The 18,801-nt window shown below is 63.9% G+C and carries 15 protein-coding genes and 2 pseudogenes; 5 read left to right on the top strand and 12 right to left on the bottom strand.

The features are described 5' to 3' along the window. Positions 1-537, top strand: a pseudogene (locus ACK5L9_RS07620) (IS5 family transposase); the annotation flags it as partial. A 61-nt stretch (positions 538-598) separates the two neighbouring features. Continuing rightward, positions 599-790: pseudogene (locus tag ACK5L9_RS07615) on the top strand (transposase); the annotation flags it as partial. A gap of 173 nt (positions 791-963) precedes the next feature. Here ACK5L9_RS07615 and ACK5L9_RS07610 read toward each other — a convergent pair. The 5 genes from ACK5L9_RS07610 to ACK5L9_RS07590 all read right to left on the bottom strand — a co-directional run bounded on the left by ACK5L9_RS07610 (position 964) and on the right by ACK5L9_RS07590 (position 6,333). Further along, on the bottom strand, positions 964-1,782 hold the full coding sequence (locus tag ACK5L9_RS07610; protein ID WP_416910869.1) for a universal stress protein: 819 nt from the start codon (positions 1,780-1,782) through the stop codon (positions 964-966). 15 nt (positions 1,783-1,797) lie between these two features. Beyond that, positions 1,798-3,285 (bottom strand): aldehyde dehydrogenase, encoded by a 1,488-nt coding sequence (locus ACK5L9_RS07605; RefSeq protein ID WP_416910868.1) that lies wholly within the window; start codon positions 3,283-3,285, stop codon positions 1,798-1,800. Then, a complete protein-coding gene (locus ACK5L9_RS07600) occupies positions 3,286-4,764 on the bottom strand; it encodes a tripartite tricarboxylate transporter permease (protein WP_416910867.1) in 1,479 nt (492 codons plus the stop codon). It abuts the gene before it with no gap. Between the two features lie 9 nt (positions 4,765-4,773). After that, positions 4,774-5,325, bottom strand: coding sequence for a tripartite tricarboxylate transporter TctB family protein (locus ACK5L9_RS07595; RefSeq protein ID WP_416910866.1), 552 nt, complete (start codon positions 5,323-5,325; stop codon positions 4,774-4,776). A 78-nt stretch (positions 5,326-5,403) separates the two neighbouring features. Then, on the bottom strand, positions 5,404-6,333 hold the full coding sequence (locus ACK5L9_RS07590; protein WP_416910865.1) for a tripartite tricarboxylate transporter substrate binding protein: 930 nt from the start codon (positions 6,331-6,333) through the stop codon (positions 5,404-5,406). A 120-nt stretch (positions 6,334-6,453) separates the two neighbouring features. Here ACK5L9_RS07590 and ACK5L9_RS07585 point away from each other — a divergent pair, with 120 nt between their 5' ends. After that, positions 6,454-7,278, top strand: coding sequence for an IclR family transcriptional regulator (locus tag ACK5L9_RS07585; protein ID WP_416910864.1), 825 nt, complete (start codon positions 6,454-6,456; stop codon positions 7,276-7,278). Then, complete coding sequence (locus ACK5L9_RS07580; RefSeq protein ID WP_416910863.1) at positions 7,265-8,620, top strand: aminotransferase class III-fold pyridoxal phosphate-dependent enzyme; 1,356 nt, start codon at positions 7,265-7,267, stop codon at positions 8,618-8,620. The genes ACK5L9_RS07585 and ACK5L9_RS07580 overlap by 14 nt, the downstream gene beginning before the upstream one ends. Before the next feature lie 319 nt (positions 8,621-8,939). Here ACK5L9_RS07580 and ACK5L9_RS07575 read toward each other — a convergent pair whose 3' ends face one another. The 7 genes from ACK5L9_RS07575 to ACK5L9_RS07545 all read right to left on the bottom strand — a co-directional run bounded on the left by ACK5L9_RS07575 (position 8,940) and on the right by ACK5L9_RS07545 (position 17,479). Further along, positions 8,940-9,884: an ROK family protein gene (locus ACK5L9_RS07575; RefSeq protein WP_416910862.1), complete on the bottom strand. Its 945-nt coding sequence runs from the start codon at positions 9,882-9,884 to the stop codon at positions 8,940-8,942. Further along, the gene (locus tag ACK5L9_RS07570) at positions 9,884-11,527 is read right to left on the bottom strand and encodes a TIM barrel protein (protein WP_416910861.1); all 1,644 of its coding nucleotides are present in this window, start codon (positions 11,525-11,527) and stop codon (positions 9,884-9,886) included. Before ACK5L9_RS07570 ends, ACK5L9_RS07575 begins: the two co-directional genes overlap by 1 nt. Then, positions 11,524-12,531: a Gfo/Idh/MocA family oxidoreductase gene (locus ACK5L9_RS07565; RefSeq protein WP_416910860.1), complete on the bottom strand. Its 1,008-nt coding sequence runs from the start codon at positions 12,529-12,531 to the stop codon at positions 11,524-11,526. The genes ACK5L9_RS07570 and ACK5L9_RS07565 overlap by 4 nt, the downstream gene beginning before the upstream one ends. Positions 12,532-12,575: 44 nt before the next feature. After that, positions 12,576-13,376 (bottom strand): inositol monophosphatase family protein, encoded by an 801-nt coding sequence (locus ACK5L9_RS07560; protein WP_416910859.1) that lies wholly within the window; start codon positions 13,374-13,376, stop codon positions 12,576-12,578. After that, positions 13,373-14,467 (bottom strand): ABC transporter ATP-binding protein, encoded by a 1,095-nt coding sequence (locus ACK5L9_RS07555; RefSeq protein WP_416910858.1) that lies wholly within the window; start codon positions 14,465-14,467, stop codon positions 13,373-13,375. The genes ACK5L9_RS07560 and ACK5L9_RS07555 overlap by 4 nt, the downstream gene beginning before the upstream one ends. Beyond that, the gene (locus tag ACK5L9_RS07550; protein ID WP_416910857.1) at positions 14,464-16,458 is read right to left on the bottom strand and encodes an ABC transporter permease; all 1,995 of its coding nucleotides are present in this window, start codon (positions 16,456-16,458) and stop codon (positions 14,464-14,466) included. The genes ACK5L9_RS07555 and ACK5L9_RS07550 overlap by 4 nt, the downstream gene beginning before the upstream one ends. A gap of 70 nt (positions 16,459-16,528) precedes the next feature. After that, positions 16,529-17,479 carry an extracellular solute-binding protein gene (locus ACK5L9_RS07545; protein ID WP_416910856.1) on the bottom strand — a complete coding sequence of 317 codons (951 nt, stop codon included), beginning with the start codon at positions 17,477-17,479 and terminating at the stop codon, positions 16,529-16,531. 270 nt (positions 17,480-17,749) lie between these two features. Between ACK5L9_RS07545 and ACK5L9_RS07540 the strand changes: the two genes are divergently transcribed. After that, complete coding sequence (locus ACK5L9_RS07540) at positions 17,750-18,745, top strand: LacI family DNA-binding transcriptional regulator (protein WP_416910855.1); 996 nt, start codon at positions 17,750-17,752, stop codon at positions 18,743-18,745. Positions 18,746-18,801 lie beyond the last annotated feature (56 nt).

The following is an 18,801-nucleotide window of genomic DNA, read 5'->3' as shown; positions in this document are numbered from 1 at the left end:
TCTCGAACCCCATCTTCCCGGCAAGAAGAGCGATAGCGGCGTGACGGGCAGGGACAATCGCCTGTTTCTGGAGGCCGTCCTTTGGCGGGTGCGCACCGGTTTGCCCTGGCGAGATCTGCCGGTGGAATTCGGGAACTGGAACAGCGTGTTCCGGCGTTTCCGAAGATGGGCCAAGGGGGGTGTTTTCGAGCGCCTGTTCAAAGAGATACGTGGAGAACCCGATTTCGAATACGCGCTGATCGACGGAACCATCGTTCAGGCTCACCAGAAGGCGAGCGGCGCAAAAGGGGGGCTCAGGATCAGGCCATCGGGCGCTCGCGCGGCGGATTGACCACCAAGATCGTGGCGCTGGTGGATGCCCTCGGGAACCTGTTCGACTTTGTGCTTCTGCCGGGGCAGGCCCACGACTTGAAGGGCGTCGCTCCATTAATCGAAAACGTGGCCTTCGATGCGCTTCTGGCGGACAAGGCCTTCGATGCCGATTGGCTGCTTGCCGAGTTGGACGCGCGGGGCGCGAGCGCGGTCATTCCACCGAAGGCAATGAGCCTGCATATTCGGTGCCGTCTGCCCAGGCCGCAGGACGACTGCCGCGCTGGTCATGCCCTTTGCCAACACCGGGGCCATGAACGCGCACCTTGCCGAAATCGCGAAGACCGTGGCACCAGGCTCTCATGCCATTCTTGCGATGGATGGTGCCGGGTGGCGTGGCGCAAACGCTCTGCGCGTTCCTGACAACATCACTATCGTGACGCTTCCGCCCTATGTGCCGGAACTGAACCCCGTCGAAAACATCTGGGCCTGTCTGCGGGCGAACCGCCTCGCCATTTCCGTCTTTGACACTTATGATGACATCGTCGCCCGATGCTGCGATGCATGGAATTTCATTGCAAACGACCCCGGTCGCGTCAATTCAATCGCTCACCGAGACTACGCAAGAGCGGTCAAATCCTACGGCCGTTGGTATCAATGCGCCAGAAACACCGGAATCCGGGTCTGCGCCATCACGTCATGGGTGACGCCGCCGAACAGATCCTCGCGGAATTTCGAATGTTCAAAGGCACCCATGACGATCAGGTCGGCCCCCAGCCGGTCCGCCTGCGCCAGCAGCGTTGCGGCGATGCCGCCCGAGGCCCGGGGCGTGTCGATCCAGGAAGCGCGCAGCCCCTGCCGTCTGAGCGAGCTTTGTGGATCCAGCCCCGCCTCGTCGGGCCGTGCCGTTCCCGGCCCGCCCACGGTCACGATGGTGATGTCATCCTTGGTGTCCAGCAGCCGGAAGGCGCTGGACAGCGACCGCGCCGCGGCCCGGCTGCCATCCCAGGCGATCATCACCTTCGAGGCGACGCGGTCGGCATCGACACCGGCGGGAAAGGCAATGACGGGGCGGCCGCTCAGCAGGGCGATGCGGTCGGGATGCAGACCCGAGCCGCCGGCACCGCGTTCGGGAATGCCTATCAGCGTGGCATCGAAAAACCGCGAAGCCTCGGCCACGCTGCTTTGCCCCCCCTGGACCAGATGCACATGCGATGCATCCAGCCCCGCCGTCGCCTGCCGGAACTTTGCCTCGATCTGGCTGATGGCGTCGTTTTGGGTCTTGCGCAGCGACGCCATGATCGCGGCGGGGATCCAGGTGTTTTCGGCCGCCGATGGCGCGATGCCGTCTCCGCCGGACACAATGCCGGTCAGATGCGCGTCATAACTTTTCTGGATCGCGATTCCGGCCCGCAAGGCGGTTTCGGATTGCGGCGCGCCATCAAGCGCGACAAGGACGTTCTTCAGCGGCATGGCTTTCCCTACCCTTTACAGTTTCATCCAGACGGTCTTGAGATCGGTATATTTCTCCAGCGCGTGCAGGGACTTGTCCACACCATTGCCGGATTGCTTCATCCCCGCCAGCGGCACGGTGACATCGGCCCCGCCATAGGTGTTGACATGCATCACCCCGGCCTTGATCCCACGCGTCACACGGTGCGCCGTCGAGACATTCGAGGTCCAGACAGCGCCGGCCAGCCCGAAATCCGTGGCGTTGGCGATGCGGATCGCATCATCGGCATCGGTGAAAGTGGTGACGGCCAGAACCGGGCCGAACACCTCTTTGCGGGCCAGCGTAGCATCCGGTGTGACACCGTCCACAACGGTCGGGGCCATGTACCAGCCGCCGGTTTCGGCAAGGATCCGGTCGCCGCCGGTCAGCACCTCGCCGCCTTCGGCGCGGGCGGTTTCGACAAAGCGCAAATTGCCCTGCAACTGGGTTTCGGAATGGACCGCGCCGATATGGGTATCCACCCGCAACGGATCGCCCACGCGCAGCGATTCCGCGATCTCGACCACGCGGGCAACGAAATCGCTGTGAATGCTGTCCTGTACGACCAGCCGCGAGGCGGCAACGCAGACCTGACCGGAATTGCGGAAAATGCCGTTCGCGGCGACCTGTGCGGCCTCTTCCAGATTTGGAGCGTCGGCAAAGACGACATTCGGGGATTTGCCGCCCAGTTCCAGGTAGCAGCGCTTCATGTTCGAACGGGCGGAATATTCCAGCAGCCGCCGCCCCGTCGCGCCCGAGCCGGTAAAGGTCAGCACGTCGATGTCGGGGTGCAGGCCGATCGCCTCGCCCACCACGGCACCCGCGCCGGTCACAACGTTCAGCACCCCGTCAGGCAGCCCCGCCTCTTGCGCCAGCTCGGCCAGACGCAGCAGCGACAGGGACGCGGTCTCGCCTGGTTTCAGCACGACCGAATTGCCCGCCGCCAGCGCAGGCGCGATCTTCCATGCGCCGATCATCAGCGGAAAGTTCCACGGCACGATGGCCCCGACCACGCCCGCAGGCTCGCGCTGGATCAGCGCCAGAGTGCCGTCGGGCGTTGGCGGAATCTCACCGCCGATCTTGTCAACGGCCTCGGCATAGTAACGGATGGTCGCGGCGGCGGAACCGGGTTCGGCGTTGATGGCCATGCCGATCTCGGTTCCGTTGTCGCGCACGCCCAGAACCGCCAGTTCCAGCGCGTGATCGCGGACCAGATCGGCAAAGCGGTGCAGCACCGCCTTGCGGGCCGCAGGTGCCATGCGCGACCAGCGGCCATCCTCGAATGCCGTGCGGGCGGCAGCAACGGCGGCATCGACATCCTGCGCCGTCGCCTCGGCCAGCGTGGTCAGTTGCTGGCCGTCGATGGGGCTGATCACCGGGCGGGTCGCGCCGTCAGAAGCGGCGCGCCACTGGCCACCGATCAGCAGATTGCGGGGTGAAAGCGCCTGCGCGCGCAGGCCGTCAATGGCGGATTGGTCAAGCATTCAGGCGACTTTCCTTTTGGGTGCAAGCTGGTTTTTGATGTGCAGCCCCAACACAAGAACGATCAGGCCGAACAGGATGGCCGCAATCGGGCGATTGATGAAATCCAGAGGGCTGTCGATATTGGCCATGGCGGTGCGCAGGCGGGTTTCCATGATCCCCCCCAGCACCATGCCAAGGATGATCGGCACCACCGGCAGGTTCAGCCGCTTCAGGATATATCCCAGCACGCCAAAGCTTGCCGCCAGTGCGCAATCCGTGGCCGAGTTGCGCAGGCTGTAAACCCCCACGAAGCTGAGCGTCAGCACCACGACGCCCAGAAACCGCGTCGGGATGCGGATGACTTGCAGGATGCCGCGCGTGGCTACGATCAGAAAGCCCAGTACCACGATATTCAGGATCAGCAGCACCAGATACAGGCCGACGATGAAATCCGGCTGATTCTGGAACAGTTGCGGCCCCGGCACGACGTTGTGGACATAGAACACCGACAGCATCATCGCGGTCAGCGCCTCGCCGGGAATACCCAGGGCCAGAAGCGGGATCATCGCCGCACCTGGCACGGCGTTGTTTGCCGCCTCTGAGGCGATCAGCCCCTCGGGGGCGCCATTGCCGAATTTCTCGGGATGTTTCGACGTGTTCGAGGCATAGGTATAGGACATGAACTGGGCCAGAAACTCGCCCACGCCGGGGATGATGCCCATCGTTACCCCCGATCCGGACGAAAACAGCGCCACGCGCTTGTGCTGCCACAATTCGCGCAACCCCGAGAACATCGAGCCGGTCAGTTCGGGCATTTCCGGCGATTCGTCGCGGTCGATCAGCAGCGAATAGGCCTGACTGATGGCGAACAGCCCCAGCACCACCACAATCAGGTTGACGCCCGAGGACAGCCAGCTTTGCCCGAAGGTGAAGCGTTGGGTATAGCGGATCGGCTCCAGCCCGATGGTGTTGATGAAGATGCCAAAGCTGACCAGAAACCCGGCCGCCAGCGCCTGCCCGCGATGGGTGACGATGACCAGCACGATCCCCAGCAGCGCGGCCAGAAAAATCTCGCGCGATCCGAACATCGGCGCGACCTTTGCCAGAACCGGGGTCAGCAGGATCAGGCAGATGACCGAGAAGATGCCGCCGCAGAACGATGCCCAATAGGCCAGCGACAGCGCGCGGTGCGGCTGGCCCTGCTGGGTCATCGGATAGCCGTCATAGGTGGTCAGCGCATTCGCAGCCGTGCCCGGCGTGTTGATCAGGATCGCCGGAATCGCCCCGCCATACATGGACGATCCATAGATCCCCAGCAGCAGCGTCAGCCCGACAATGGGATCGAAGGCAAAGGTCGCGGGCAGCAGGATGGCGATGGCCACGGCCGGGCCGACGCCGGGAATGGACCCGATGATCACCCCGCCCACCGATCCGATCAGCAGCGCGACCAGAACGTCAAGGCGCGCGATGAATTGCAGTCCCGAAAGAAAGGTCTCCATACCCGCCCCCTACAGATAAAGCACGAACAGGTTGCGCAGACCGTCCGGCAGGGTCTGATAGACCGCGCCGCCGGGGATCTTGACCTGAAGGAAGGACTTGAACAGCAGCACTGTCGCGGCTGCGGCCACCGCAGCCCAGACCAGCGCCTGACCCGAGCGATAGCCGACGCGCAGAGTCAGTGCGATCGCGAACAGCACCGAGGCGGGCAGATAGCCGATTACCGGCGTGGCAAAGACATAGGCCATGAACCACAGCCCGAACTCGACCGAGCGCAGCCACAGCAGCACCTCTTCGCCAAGGGCGGTCAGCCTTGCGTCGGCATGCGGATCGCGGATGGATCCGTAAAGGTTCAGCGCCGAAAACAGTACCATGCCAATCACGGCAAGGCGTGGCCAGAAACCCGGCTGCGCGGCAAAGATTTGCCCCGGCGCCCATGTGGTCTGGCTCCACATCTGAGAAAAGAGAAACAGCGAGACAAGCAGGCAGACGGCATTGAAGGCCGTGTCCCCTGTCCGTCGCGCAACGGTCGGCAGTTCAGGCAGTTTCGCGTCAGTTGTCATGTTTGGCGCCCCGGTCCCTGATGGCGGAAAGGCCGGACGCGGCAGGGCGCGTCCGGCATGTATTGCGGCATATCGGGATCAGAACCCGCCCAGTTTGGCGATGTCATCCTGAATGCGCTGCGCGGATTCGGCGGCGTCCATCCAATAGATCCCGGCACCGGTTTCCTGCGACAGCTTCTGCGCGGCCTCGCCCAGAACGATCTCTTTCGCGACGCCCGCGATCTTGTCGCGCACGTCCTGCGGCACGTCCTTATGCACGAACAGCCCGTTCCACAGCGAGATGCCAAGGCTGGGGTCGATCTCGGCCAGTGTGGGCACATCGGGGATCAGGGGGATGCGCTCATCCGTGACGGTGGCCAGAATCTTGACGTCGTTCAGGCAGGGCAGGATCAGTTGCAGCGTCGTGTTGATCACATCCGCATCGCCCGAAGCCAGCGTGTTGCAGTCCAGTGCGTCGAAAGCGGCATCCGAACCCCAGCCAAAGCCCTTTTTCGCGGCCATCGCCATTGTCGCCCGCGTCGGAATCCCCGGCGCGCCAAAATGGCCAAGCGTGACCTTGTTGTCCTTGGCATAGGCCGCCAGCCCGTCGATATCGTCATAGGGCGCGTCGCCTCTGGCGGCGATAACGAAGGGATAGGTCAGAAAGACGCCCACCGGCTCGAACGGGAAGGGGTTCAGATCCGGGATCCCCAGCGCAGGGCCGACAACCGGCACCGCCGACACGAAAGATCCGATCGTATAGCCATCGGCGGGCGCATGCGCCGCATCGATCGCGCCGGGGAACGGTCCGCCACCACCGCCCGGCTTGTTGATGACCGCAGCGGGCACGCCAAGCTGTGCCTGGATGCCATCGGCGATCATCCGGCTGAGAACATCCTCAAGATCGCCCGGAGGCCACGGCACGACAATCGAAATCGGCTTTTCGGGATATTCGGCCAGCGCAACGCCGGCACCAAGGGTCACAGCCGCGACTGCGGCGACGATTCCTTTTGCAAACTTCATCCTCATCTCCCTGAACATAATAAATTAAACCGACGTTGGTTCAAATATCGGACCATCGGTTCGTTTTATGTTGCATAGCGGGCGGCTTTCTGTCAAGATTTTTGCAGAACGGTCCGGGAATCCCGGATGACCAGAAGGCCAGACCTCATGTCCGAAAGCGCATCGACAATCACCAAGGCATTGGATTTGCTGGACTTGTTCAGCGAACGCTCGCCCCGTATCGGGCTGAGTGAAATCGCAAAGACCTCGGGCTACAACAAGGCCAGCACTCTGCGCTTTCTGAACGCGCTTCAGGCCGGCGGCTTTGTCGAACAGGATGAGGCTACGAAAACCTATTGCATCGGCCCGGCTTTCCTGCGTTTTGCGCAATTGCGCGAGGCCGTGGTGCCCATGGCCGAGGCGATCCGGCATGTGCTGCGCGACCTGAATATCGCGACACGCGAAACCGCCCATGTCGCGCTGCTTGCCGGCGATTCGCTGGCCAATATCGGCACGGTCGAAAGCAAGCGCGCCAATCGCGTCAGCATCGAGCCGGGCGAAAAACTGCCCTTCCATGCGACGTCTTCGGGGCAGGTGGTGCTGGCCCATCTGGAGCCAGCCGCGCTGTCTGCCCTGCTGGACCGAGAGTTGCGCGTCCATGCGCCGCAGACGCTGACCGATCCGGGGCGGATCAGGGCGCTGCTGCCGGAAATCCGCAAAAACGGCTTTGCCATGTCGTCCGGCAGTTACGAGGACGGCGTGACCGGCATCGCCGCGCCCTATTTCGGCCCGGATGGCAGGGTCTGCGGCTCGGTCGCGGTTGCCATTCCGACCAGCCGCGCAACCGACGAGCTTTGTGCGAATGTAGTCGGGCATGTCTGCGCCGCCGCAAGGCGGCTGACCGAACTTCGCGGGGGTCCGCATGGCGGACCCGCCACAGGTAAAGAGGAGAAATCAGGTGAAAGACAATAATTTTCTGAAGGAAAACAATACCCGTCATCTGCTGCAACCGATGACCCATGTGACCGAGGGCATCCAGAACCCGCCCACCATCATCACCCGCGCCGAGGGCGTGCGGATCACCGATGTCGATGGCAACACCGTGATCGACGCGGTAGGCGGGCTGTGGAATGCCAATCTTGGCTATTCCTGCCAGCCGATCAAGGATGCCATCGCCCGCCAGCTTGACGAACTGCCCTATTATTCGACCTTCCGCGGCACCATGCCCGCCCCGGCCATCGAACTGGCGCACGAGCTGCGCAGCTGGTTCGCCGATGACGGGCTGGTCCGGGTGTTCTTTACCTCGGGTGGATCGGACAGCGTGGACACATCGCTGCGGCTGGCGCGGCAGTATCACAAGATCCGGGGCGAGGGCGAGCGGACCAAGTTCATCTCGTTCAAGAAGGGCTATCACGGCACGCATTTCGGTGGTGCCTCGGTCAATGGCAACGCCAATTTCCGGCGCAATTACGAACCTCTGCTGCCCGGCTGCATTCACCTGCCCGCGCCCTATCCCTATCGCAACCCCTTTGGCGAAAGCGATCCGGCGAAGCTGGCGCAACTGATCGCCGCAGCGCTGGAGGATGAAATTGCCTTCAACGGTGCCACCACCATCGCCGCCCTGATCATGGAACCGATCCTGGGCGCGGGGGGCGTGCTGCCGCCGCATCCGACCCTGATGCCGATGATCCGCGAAATCTGCGACCGCCACGGCATCCTGCTGATCGCGGACGAAATCATCACCGCCTTTGGCCGCACCGGTGCCTGGACCGGGTCGCGCCTCTGGGGGGTGCAGCCCGACATGATCTGCTTTGCCAAGGCGATCACCAATGCCTATTTCCCCTTTGGCGGGGTGATGCTGTCGGAAAGGATGGTCGAGGCCTTTGAAAGCGCGAAGGGCCCCGAGGGCTTTGTCGGCACCGGCTATACCTATTCAGGCCACCCGGTCGGGGCCGCCGCCGCGCTGGCGACTCTGGCCGAGACCCGTCGCCTGAACGTCGTCGAAAACGCCGCCGCGCGCGGGACGCAGTTGTTCCAGGGTGCGCAGCGGCTGATGGCGAAATATGATCTGATCGGCGATGTCCGGGGCGGGTACGGGCTGATGACCGGCATCGAATGTGTCAGCGACCGGGCGACCAGGGCTCCGGCCGGGCCTGCGCGGATGGATACGATCCAGAAGATTGCCTATCAAAACGGTGTTCTGGTCCGCGTCGCCGGCCCGATGATCATCCTGTCCCCGCCCCTGATCGTGACCGAAGCCGAAACCGATACGATCCTGTCGGCCATCGATGCGGGGCTGGCGGCTGCGGCATGACAAGGACGGGCTGACCCGGCGGTTGGCAAGCGCTGACCGGGAACCCTGGTGTGACGGAACCGCCGGATGATTTGCGTCCCGCGATGGCCGGGGGAGTTGCACCCCCCGGACCCCCTGCAAAAGCCTGCGGCGGGCCGTCTGCCTGTGGGGCAAGGGCGCGTGCCGGTTCTGGTCCGACGGTTGCGCGGGGGGCACTGTGTCCGAATGTCTTCGAATGACGGAGAATGCCCCGCCATCCGCAGGGCACCCGCGTGCGCGAAGCGCGCGCCACCGACCGGGGGGGCAGCGACGGGCCGGGTCATCGGCGGCAATGACCGCTTCAACGAGCAGGGGCTGTCCCGAACCCTTGCCACCCGCCCCCGCCAGAGGGCGTGTCTGCTGCCGGGCCGAACAGGCATGCGGCCCCTGTGACGCCGGCATCCGGGCCGGTAGTGGCGGCCAGAACCGGAATATTCCGGCGCGCCCTGGCCCAGATGAACCGGGGAAGTTCGGCGATCAGCATCTGCCGGTAGTCGGCAGAGAGGCCGAGGCCGCCGCCGAGGATCAGCGCCTCGGGGTCCAGAAGGTTGACCATCTGCCCAAGATAGCTGGCCATGGCCTGCGCCGCGTCAAGCAGAACCTGTTGCGCGATCGGATCCTTCTGGCGTCGTCGCATGATTTCGTGCGTCGGGACATGGCCGCCGCCGCGCGCCGCGAACAGGTTGCCGATGCCCTGGCCCGACGCGCGCGCCTCAAGGTTGAACGCCCCGGTCCCGCCTGTGTCGCGGATCGAGACCAGATCGCTGGACCCGAAATGGATGGCGAAGCCGCAGGCACCGCGATGGATACGCCCGTCGATACATTGCACCGCGCTGCAACCGGTGCCGATGGAGACATAGGAAAAGCACGAAAGCGCGCGGCCCGCACCAAAGCGCAGCTCGGCCCTTGCGCCGCAGCGCACGTCACTGTCGAGGATTACCGGGATGCCGCCATCGGCCAGGCTTTGCGGATCGAGGCCGCGCCAGTCCAGAACCCAGTCGCTTTCGACGCTGCCCTCGTTCGTCACCAGTTCGGGCAGGCCGATGCCGATGCCCACTGGCCGCTGCGGGCCTGTGGCAAGCCGCGCGATCATCGCGCGCACGACCGTCGCGGCATCGGGTGTTGTGCCGCGCGGGGGGGTCGGCACCTGATGGACGGCGATCAGCGTGCCGTTGGCAAGATCAACCAGCGCGCCCCGGATCTTGGTGCCGCCGACATCCACCCCTATCGCATGAACCGCCATCATCAGTTTTCTCCGGCTGCCTGATCCGCGTAAAGCAGCGCGCTGGCGATCCGGGTCCAGACCGTTGCGGGCCAGCCTGGGTCATAGTCCGCGCTGTCGGCGAGGCGGCGAAACGCCTGTTTTTTTCCGTTGCCCCAGACGATCATCGCGCCGTCGCGCGACTGGCGGGCGATGGTATCGATGCCGACGGTCAGGCCGTGGCGGGGCACGTCGTCCAGGCTGTCAAAGCCGGGAAAGGTTGCCAGATTGTCGCGGCGGGTCTGTTCGGCAAGGGTGACAATCCGGGTGCGGCTGTCCTGCGGGCTGCCGGGCGGGTTGAAGGCGACATGCCCGTCGCCCGCGCCGCTGGCCAGGATGAAAAAGTCGATCCCCCCCGCCGCCTCGATACGGGCGTCATAGGCTGCCGGATCCTGCGGGTCGGGAAACCAGAGATTTTCGTCAGGGATGCGCCGCTCCTCCGGCAGGTTGCGGTTCAGCATCGCCTGAATCTCGTGCCGCGCGAAGCGGCGGCAGGAATAATGCGCGTCGGCGGGCACATGATCGAAACCCGCCCCTGCCGGCACAAGGTAGTCGTCCATCATCACAATGATCAACTGCGACAGGTCGCGGTTCCGTTCCGCCACCAGCCGCGACAGGGCGGCATAGACGGGCACGGGTGTGCGGCCTCCGGGACAACCCAGCAGCACCTGCCGCCCGCCAGCCCCGGCAAGGATCGCGTCGATCCGTTCGGCCACTGCCCGGCCAAGCGTATCGGGGTCGGGAAAGATCAGCGGCTTGCGGTCGGCGGCGTCGGTCATGCCGGTCAGGCAGGCCAGATTCCGTGCCGCAAGCGACTGCGGATCATGGAGGGGATCGTCCGGGGGATCCTGTTCCACCACCACCGGCCCGGCAAAGCCGCGCCGCCGCAGCAGGTGGACGATGCCCGCAATATCGACCGCGCCCCGGCCCAGAGGGACCATGACCCCGGCGGCGAAAGAATCATCGATGGAAAGCGTCCCGTCGCGCACGCGCCGCCGTATCGCGGGATCGACATCCTTGAGATGTACCGCCCCGACCCGGTCGAAATGCCGGTCCAGAAAGGCCAGCGGATCCTGATCCAGGAGGGCGTGATGCCCGGTGTCAAGGCACAGCGACACAGCCGTCGCCCGCAGCAATCGTTCGATCTGGGCCTCGGTCTCGACAAAGGTGCCGGCATGCGGATGAAAATGCAGCGCCATCCCCAGTTCGTCGCGGCAAAGGGCGTCGGCGCGTCCGATCAGGGCGAAGGCGTGCGCCTCGGCATCGGGGGCCAGCAGACCCATTGCATCTTTGGGATAAGCCTCGGATTCGTCCATCAGGATGATGTGCCGCGCGCCGAGAGGGTCAAGGATCGCGGCGATCCGCCGCAACTGGCCGAACAGCGCGTCATCCTGCGCGGGGTCGGAAAACACATGCACATGCGCGGCGGCGATGACCGACAGGCCGTGACGGTCCAGCATCGCGGACAGGCGGACCGGATCCTCGCCCAGATAGCCCAACGGCCCCAGTTCCGTCTGGCGATACCCCGCGCGGGCGACGGCGGCCAGATAAGCCTCGGGTGTCAGCGCGTTGCCCTGCGGATAAAAAATACCCCATGAACAGGGCGCGTTCGCGAATGTCAGGGTCACGACCTGCCCCCCATCTGGATGACCGCGCCCTCGTTCAGTGACCTGATCGCGGCTTCGGCCATTTCCGAGGCGGCAAGCCCGTCGCCAAGATCGGGGCTGACCGCCGCCCCCGCGATGGCCGCGTCCAGAAAGCGCGCCATCTCGATCCGGTAGGCCTCGGCGTAGCGCTGTGGATAGTTCCGGTGCGGCCTCCCGGCCCGGACGCCCGATGCGTCGGACAGTACCACCTGCGATTGCGGCAGATTGCCGACCGAGACCATGCCGTCTGTGCCCAGAACCTCGATCCGCTGATCATAGCCAAAGGCGGCGCGCAGCGAATTGACGATGGTGACTTGCGGCCCCGATTCCATGCGGATCGTGGTGGTTGCGGTGTCGATATGGCCGATGCGGGCATAGTCGGGGTTGATGATCGCACCGCCCATCACGAAAATCTGGGCCGGTTCCTCGCCGGTCAGCCAGCGCACCAGATCGAAATCATGGATCGTGGTTTCCTTCAGCAAGCCGCTGGAGTTCTGAAACCCTTCAAGCGGCGGGTTTTCGGGGTCGCGGCTGATGATGACCACCTGTTCCAGCCGACCGATTTCGCCGGACCGGATGCTGGCCCTCAGTGCCTCGAAATGCGGATCGAAGCGGCGGTTGAAACCCATCTGGATCCGGGCGCGCCGGTCGCCCAGAAGGGACATGACCTGCCGCGCCCTGTCAATGTCGTGATCGACGGGCTTTTCGCAGAAGATATATCCTTGGGTCGCTGCGGCCGCCCGTTCCAGATAGTCGGCATGGCTGCGCGGCGGGCTGGCGATGACATAGGCATCGGCGGTGCCGGGGGCAAAGGCGGCATCGGGGGACATGACTGCCCCGCCGAAGGCGCTGGCGACATGCCGGGCGCGCGCGTTGTCAGGATCGACCACGCCGACCAGTCCGGCCCCGGCATGGGCCGCGATGTTGCGGGCATGGATTTCCGCCATTTCCCCCGCGCCGATCAGGCAAACGCGCAAACTGCTCATGTCATTTCCTTGTTGTTGGCCCCGCTGCGGGGCATGGGCGGATGTCAGATTCTGGGTGCGGTCGCCGTGACCGATTGCAGGAAGCGCTGGCAGGCAGGCGCGCCAATGGTGGACGTCGCATTTTCGGCAAAGGCACCGCTGCCCCAGAAATCGGTGACAACGCCCCCGGCCTCTTTCACGATCACCACCCCGGCAGCGAAATCCAGAAAGCCGGTCGGTCCTTCAAAGAACCCGTCCAACCGCCCCGCCGCGACATAGGCAAAGCCAAGGGCGCAGGCCCCCACGATCCGCACCGCCGCCACTTCCTCGCGGATGCGGTGCAGCCGGTCATAGGCGCCGGCGGAAAAGGCATGGTCGTCCAGCGGCAATCCGGTGCCGACGACAAAGCGAGCCGGGTCACTTTCAAAGCGAACGCCCATCGGCTGGCCGTTCAGCGTCGCGCCATGCCCGATGGCAGCCGAGAACATTTCGTTGCAGGTCGGTTCGAAGATGACCCCGGCCAGCGGCTCATTGCCCCGTGCCAGCGCGATCGAGATGGCGAAGGGCAGGCCGCTGATGAAATTGGTGGTGCCGTCAATAGGATCGACCACCCAACGCAACTTTGCCCCTTCGGGTCCGCGCGTGCCGTATTCCTCGCCGAAAAAGGCAATCTCGGGATGGGCGGCGCGCAGCGCGTCGAAGATAAGCTGCTCGGCCTCGCCATCGGCCTGACACAGAAGATCGGCCTGCCCCTTGAAGGAAACCCGCAACGCGCCCTCTTGCCGGAAATAGCGCAGCGCCCTTGCGCCGGCCTCGCGGGCCACCTGTTCCATCAGGGGCAGATAGCTGTGATATTGTGACATCATTCGTCGCTTTCACTGGATTTGAACTGCGGCAGGTCGTCGAACACCCGCATGGCTGAAAAACTCAGCCCGACCCGTTCGCCCAGACGGAAGGCGGCGCGGGATTCGGCCATGATGCGCTGCCCGCCCTCGATTTCCACCAGATAGCGGGTCAGATTGCCCAGATAGGACACCTCGACGACAGTGCCATCCAGATCGCCGCAGCCGGGATCGGCAAAGCCGATGGCCTCGGGGCGTGAAAACAGGGCGACGCCCGCCTCGGGGGTGGACTGAAAGGACAGCTCGCCCCGGATCCGGGCCCCGCATTCCAGACGGAACACATCCCCGGCCTCTGCCCGGCCGCGCAGGAAGGACGCCTTGCCAACGAAATCGGCCACCTCGGCATTGGCCGGGGTCTCATAGATCTCGCGCGGGGTGCCGACCTGCATCACCTGACCCTGCCGCATGACCGCGATCCGGTCGGATATGTCCAGCGCCTCTTCCTGGTCGTGGGTCACGTAAACCGCCGTCAGGCCAAGCCGGGTCTGAAGATCACGAATGTCGCGCCGCAGCTTGACCCGCAGCTTGGCGTCAAGGTTCGACAGCGGTTCGTCAAACAGCAGGATGGGCGGGTCAATGATCACCGCACGGGCAAGGGCGGCGCGCTGCTGCATGCCGCCGGACAATTCACCCGGATATTTCCCGGCCGCATGGGACAGTTCGACCAGTTTCAGCGTGTCGCGGACCTTGCGGTCAATCGCGGCCCTGCTTTCCTTGCGCATTTCAAGGCCATAGGCGACATTTCGGCTGATGGATTTCGTCGGCCACAGCGCATAGTTCTGAAAGACGAAACCGATGCCCCGGTCCCATGGCTCGACCCGGCTGACATCCTTGCCGTCGAACAGCACCCGGCCCGCGCCCGGCTTGATGAACCCCGCCAGACAACGCAACAGCGTGGTCTTGCCGCAACCCGACGGTCCCAGCAGGGTGAACAGCTCGCCCGGCCGGATGTTCAGCGTGGTCGGTTGCAGCGCCTGAAACGCGCCGAACCTGATCTCAAGCGCCTCGATCGCGATCCCGAGGCCGTTCACCTTGCGCGCCTGTGCCTGTGTCATGACTGATAGTTCTTTCGTGAGCGGGTGACGAGGGCCAGCGGAACATAGAGGATCACCATCATCAGCACCGACATCGCGGCGGCATAGCCGAAATTGGCGCCGGGTGAGATGGTGTTCTGAAAGATGACCGCCGACATCGGTGTCCATGGCGGGCGGTAAAGCAGGATGGTCGAGCTAAGCTCGGTCGCGGAATGCAGGAACACCAGCGTCAGCCCGGTGATCGCCCCGCTCAGCATCATCGGGACGACGATGCCGGTAAAGACCCGCACCGGCCTTGCCCCCAGACTCATGGCGGCGTCCTCCATCGCGGGATGGATCTGGTACAGCGCGGATTCGCTGGTTTTCAGCGCGAAGGGCAGCATGCGGACGAAATAGCTGAGAACAAGGATGAACCATGTCCCGGTCAGCACCAGCGGCCCCTGATTGAAGGCCAGGATGAAGCCGATGGCAAAGACCGTGCCCGGAATGATATAGGGTGCCATCACCAGGCCATTCAGCGCCGGGCCGATCAGGCGGAACCGCTTGCGCACGATCACATAGGCGATGGACAGGCCAAAGATCATGCACAGCATGGTTGCGGCAAAGGCCGTGGACAGGCTGACCCAGACGGCATTCATCTGGTCGCCGAACAGCGTCGCGTAATTGGCCAGCGTCGGCACGGCGGTGACGGTGCCTGCGCGCCATTCCAGAAAAGAGGTGACGGCGACGACGACATGCGGCGTAAACGCCATGGCGATGACCAGCGTGGCAAAGACATGGATCAGCACCCGCAGCCCGGTTCCCGGCTGTTCCAGCACCGGCTTGCGTGATGTGACCGAGGCAAAGCTGCGGCCCGCCAGCAGCAGCCGCTGGACGGCAAGAAACATCATCGCGATGACCAGCATGATGATTGACCCGGTCGAGGCGATCGAGACATTGCCCCCGGTCTCGTTCAGGAACTGCGTATAGACCAGCTTGGGCAGGATCACGAGGTCCAGAGAGATGATGAAGGGCGTCCCGAAATCCGAAAACGCGGCCATGGCGGCCATGTAGAACCCGGTCAGCACGCCGGGCAGGCTGGTCGGGATCTCGACATTCAGAAAGGCCCGCCGCCGCGTTGCCCCAAGGCTCAGCGCGCTTTCGCGCAGGGTCGGATCGATGCCGGTAAAGCTGTCCAGGCTCATCAGGAAAATCAGCGGATAGATCAGCCAGATGATCACCCAGATCACCCCGTGCATACCGACGATGGTCCAGTCCAGCCCAAGGGCTTGTGTCAGCAACCCGTTCGATCCCAGCAGCATTCGCCAGACATAAGCCCCCAGAAACGGGGGCGAAATCGAGGCCATCGTGACCAGCGCGATCACCAGCGACCGCCCCCTGAAATCGAACCGCGCCACCAGCCAGGCCAGTGGCACTGCGACGATGCTGGCCAGAACGGTCGCGACGATGGTGACGATCAGGCTGTTCCCGATCGCCTCAAGATAGGTGCTGCGGGTCAGAAACTCGTGGAAATTCGCGATGCTGGCATGCTGGTTGCGGTCGTGAAAGCGGATAAAGCTGCGCGGCGCATGGGCCAGCGCGATCCCACCCTTGGCCTGACTGGCCGCGAAAACCGGCGTTTCCGCAGTGCCAAAGATCGACATGGGTACGGTCTGTTCGACCATGAAGGATACAGTCGGCGAGGTCAGGACGATGCGGCTGCCGCCAGATGCCGGGTCGATGGACAGCGGCTCGGACGCGCTGATCAGCAGCCGGTCATCTGCCTGATTGCGGATGGTGACGGAAAACCCGTCGGGCCGATTCAGCGTGACCGTGTCATCCGCGCCGGCGTCGGGCACAAAGCGCAGCATATCCTCTTGCACCAGACTCAGCGCGCCGTCGCGAAGCTGAACGGTAAAGGCCCCGCCATCCTGCCGAAAGGCCGAGACGACGATCCAAAGCTGGGGAACGGCGACCAGCAGGACCGCGCCCAGAAGGCAGACCAGCGAGAATATCTTCCAACTGTTGCGCATGATGCCCCGCTGAATGTTGCAGAACAGCCGCCGCCGGACGGGCCGCACCCGCCCGGCGGCGGCGCAAGGGTCACTTGCCTTCAAGAATCGCGGTGAATTTCGCCTTGATCACATCTGCCGGTTCCTCGGCCGTCAGCAGGGTCAGATCGTCCAGCGCCGGCAGGCCCTGCGGCGGTTCGACATCGGACCGGACCGAACGGCGGTTGACCACCGAGGTCGAAACCGTCTGCCCCTGTTGCGAGATGATGTAATCGACAAAGGTCTGCGCATCCGCAGGGTTCGGCGCGCCGTTGATGATCGCCAGCCCGTCAACCTGCACCGTCACCCCGTCCGGGGGATAGATCATCTTGACCGGCAGCCCCTCGGCCTGCCATTTCGCGCCCAGATCCTCGTTGATCCAGCCAAGCGCCGCCTCGCCGTCGCGGACCGCCTCGAACATCGGGGTCGAGCCGGGGGTGGCGCGGACCTTCCTGATCACCTCGGTCATGAAATCCCAGCCCAGCCCGGCGGCAAGGCCGGACACAATGGAATAGCCGGTGCCGGAATGGTTCGGATCGGCCAGCACGACACCGCCCGCCGCGTCAAAGCGCGAATCCAGCACGTCGCGCACGGATTTTGGGTAATCCGCCTCGGCCACCAGCTTGGTATTTACAAGCAAGGGCTGTGCGAACAGTGAAAAAGGAAACCACTTGTTGTTCGGGTCGCGGATGCGCAGGCTTGCCGCCTCGGGCGATTCATAGGCCTGATAGAGATCGGCGAATTCCTGATAGCTTTGGACCGCGCCGCCCCATTGCACATCCGCCGCGGGATTGGCCGATTCTGCCTGCACACGCTGGAACAGGGCGCTGGTTTCGCCGACGATCACCTGAACGTCGATGTCGGGATGCGCCTCTTCGAATGAGGCGACAAGCGGCCCGTAAATTTCATCGCCATGCGCCGAATAGACGGTGATCTGACCCGCAAAGGCCGCCGATGCGGCCAGCGTCGAGGCAAGCAGCGCCGGATATGTCAGGTATCTCATGGTTCAATCCTCCCCTCCTGAGCAGGCGCAAATTTGCGCAAGCCTGTGCATCAGGCTAATCGCGTGCCCGGTTTCCTGTCAACAAAATCCCGCCCGGCACTTGCTGGCGGGGCAGGGTATATTCATCAGACCCGTTGCAGTACGGGTATATTGCGAAGATTAAATATTTCATAAGGCCCGCAAACCAGAGCGCATCTTTTCGACGACATCTGTGCACACGTGTGCGCAAATGCCGATAAATCAGCCGAACTTGCCGATCATGACACGCGCGTGCATATTGCCGTCATGGCAAAGGTCAACGCAGAGATGGTTGCCGAACTTGCGGGCGTGTCCCGGTCGGCTGTGTCGCGCTGTTTCTCGGGGAACGGCCGGATTTCGGCCGCGACGCGCCGCAAGGTTCTGGAAGCTTCGGAAAAGCTTGGCTACCGGCCCAACGGCCTTGCCTCGAATCTTGCACGGCAGACCAGCGACATTGTCGCCTTGATCAACGGGGACGATCACGACCTGCGCGAGGCGTTCTTTACCCAAAATCTCAGCCGGGCCATTGTGCGCATGGGCATGACGCCGCTGATGCTGTCGCTGCGCAATGACGATGACGGCTCGGGGACGTTGTCGCAATTCCTGCGTTTTCCACTGTTCACGGCGATCGTCTCGGCCGATTCCGTTGAGGCCGCGCATGTCTTGCCTCACTGCCCCTATGCGCCGCCGATCATGCTGAACGAGAATTACCGCCACAGCGACCCGGTGGATTCGGTGCGGCTGGATGAACAGAGCGGCATCGACCAGATGTGTGCCCACCTTCAGGCCGAAGGCTTGCGGACCCTGTGGTTCATCGCGGGGCGGCAGACCACATCGGCGTATTCTTCGCGCAGAATCGCGCTGCTGGAGGCGCTGGCCCGCAGCGATCTGCGCCTGACGGGCAATGCCGATGGCGATTTTTCCTATGAAAGCGGCGTCGCGGCCTTTACGCAACTGGCGGGCCGTGGCCCACTGCCCGATTGCGTTTTCTGCGCCAATGATCTGATGGCGATGGGGGCCATGGACACGGCCCGGTTCGATCACGGCCTCAGCGTGCCGGGCAAGATTCGCTTTGTCGGCTTCGATGACATTCCGCAAGCCTCGTGGCCCAGCTATCGCCTGCCATCAATCCGGCAAAGCGATGATGATATCATCGCAGGCATCCTGGATATTCTGTCCGCGCGCGCCGGGGGTGTCCCTGCCGGACGCATCCACAAGGTCGTGCCGACCAGCTTTATTCCGCGCTGAGGCCGGGATCCGTTGGTTTTGCGGCACCGCCGGATGATTTGCGTCCCGCGATGGCC

It is taken from the genome of Paracoccus sp. (in: a-proteobacteria) (assembly GCF_047973135.1).
GTDB lineage: Bacteria > Pseudomonadota > Alphaproteobacteria > Rhodobacterales > Rhodobacteraceae > Paracoccus.
This window is presented reverse-complemented; position numbering and strand designations above follow the sequence as displayed.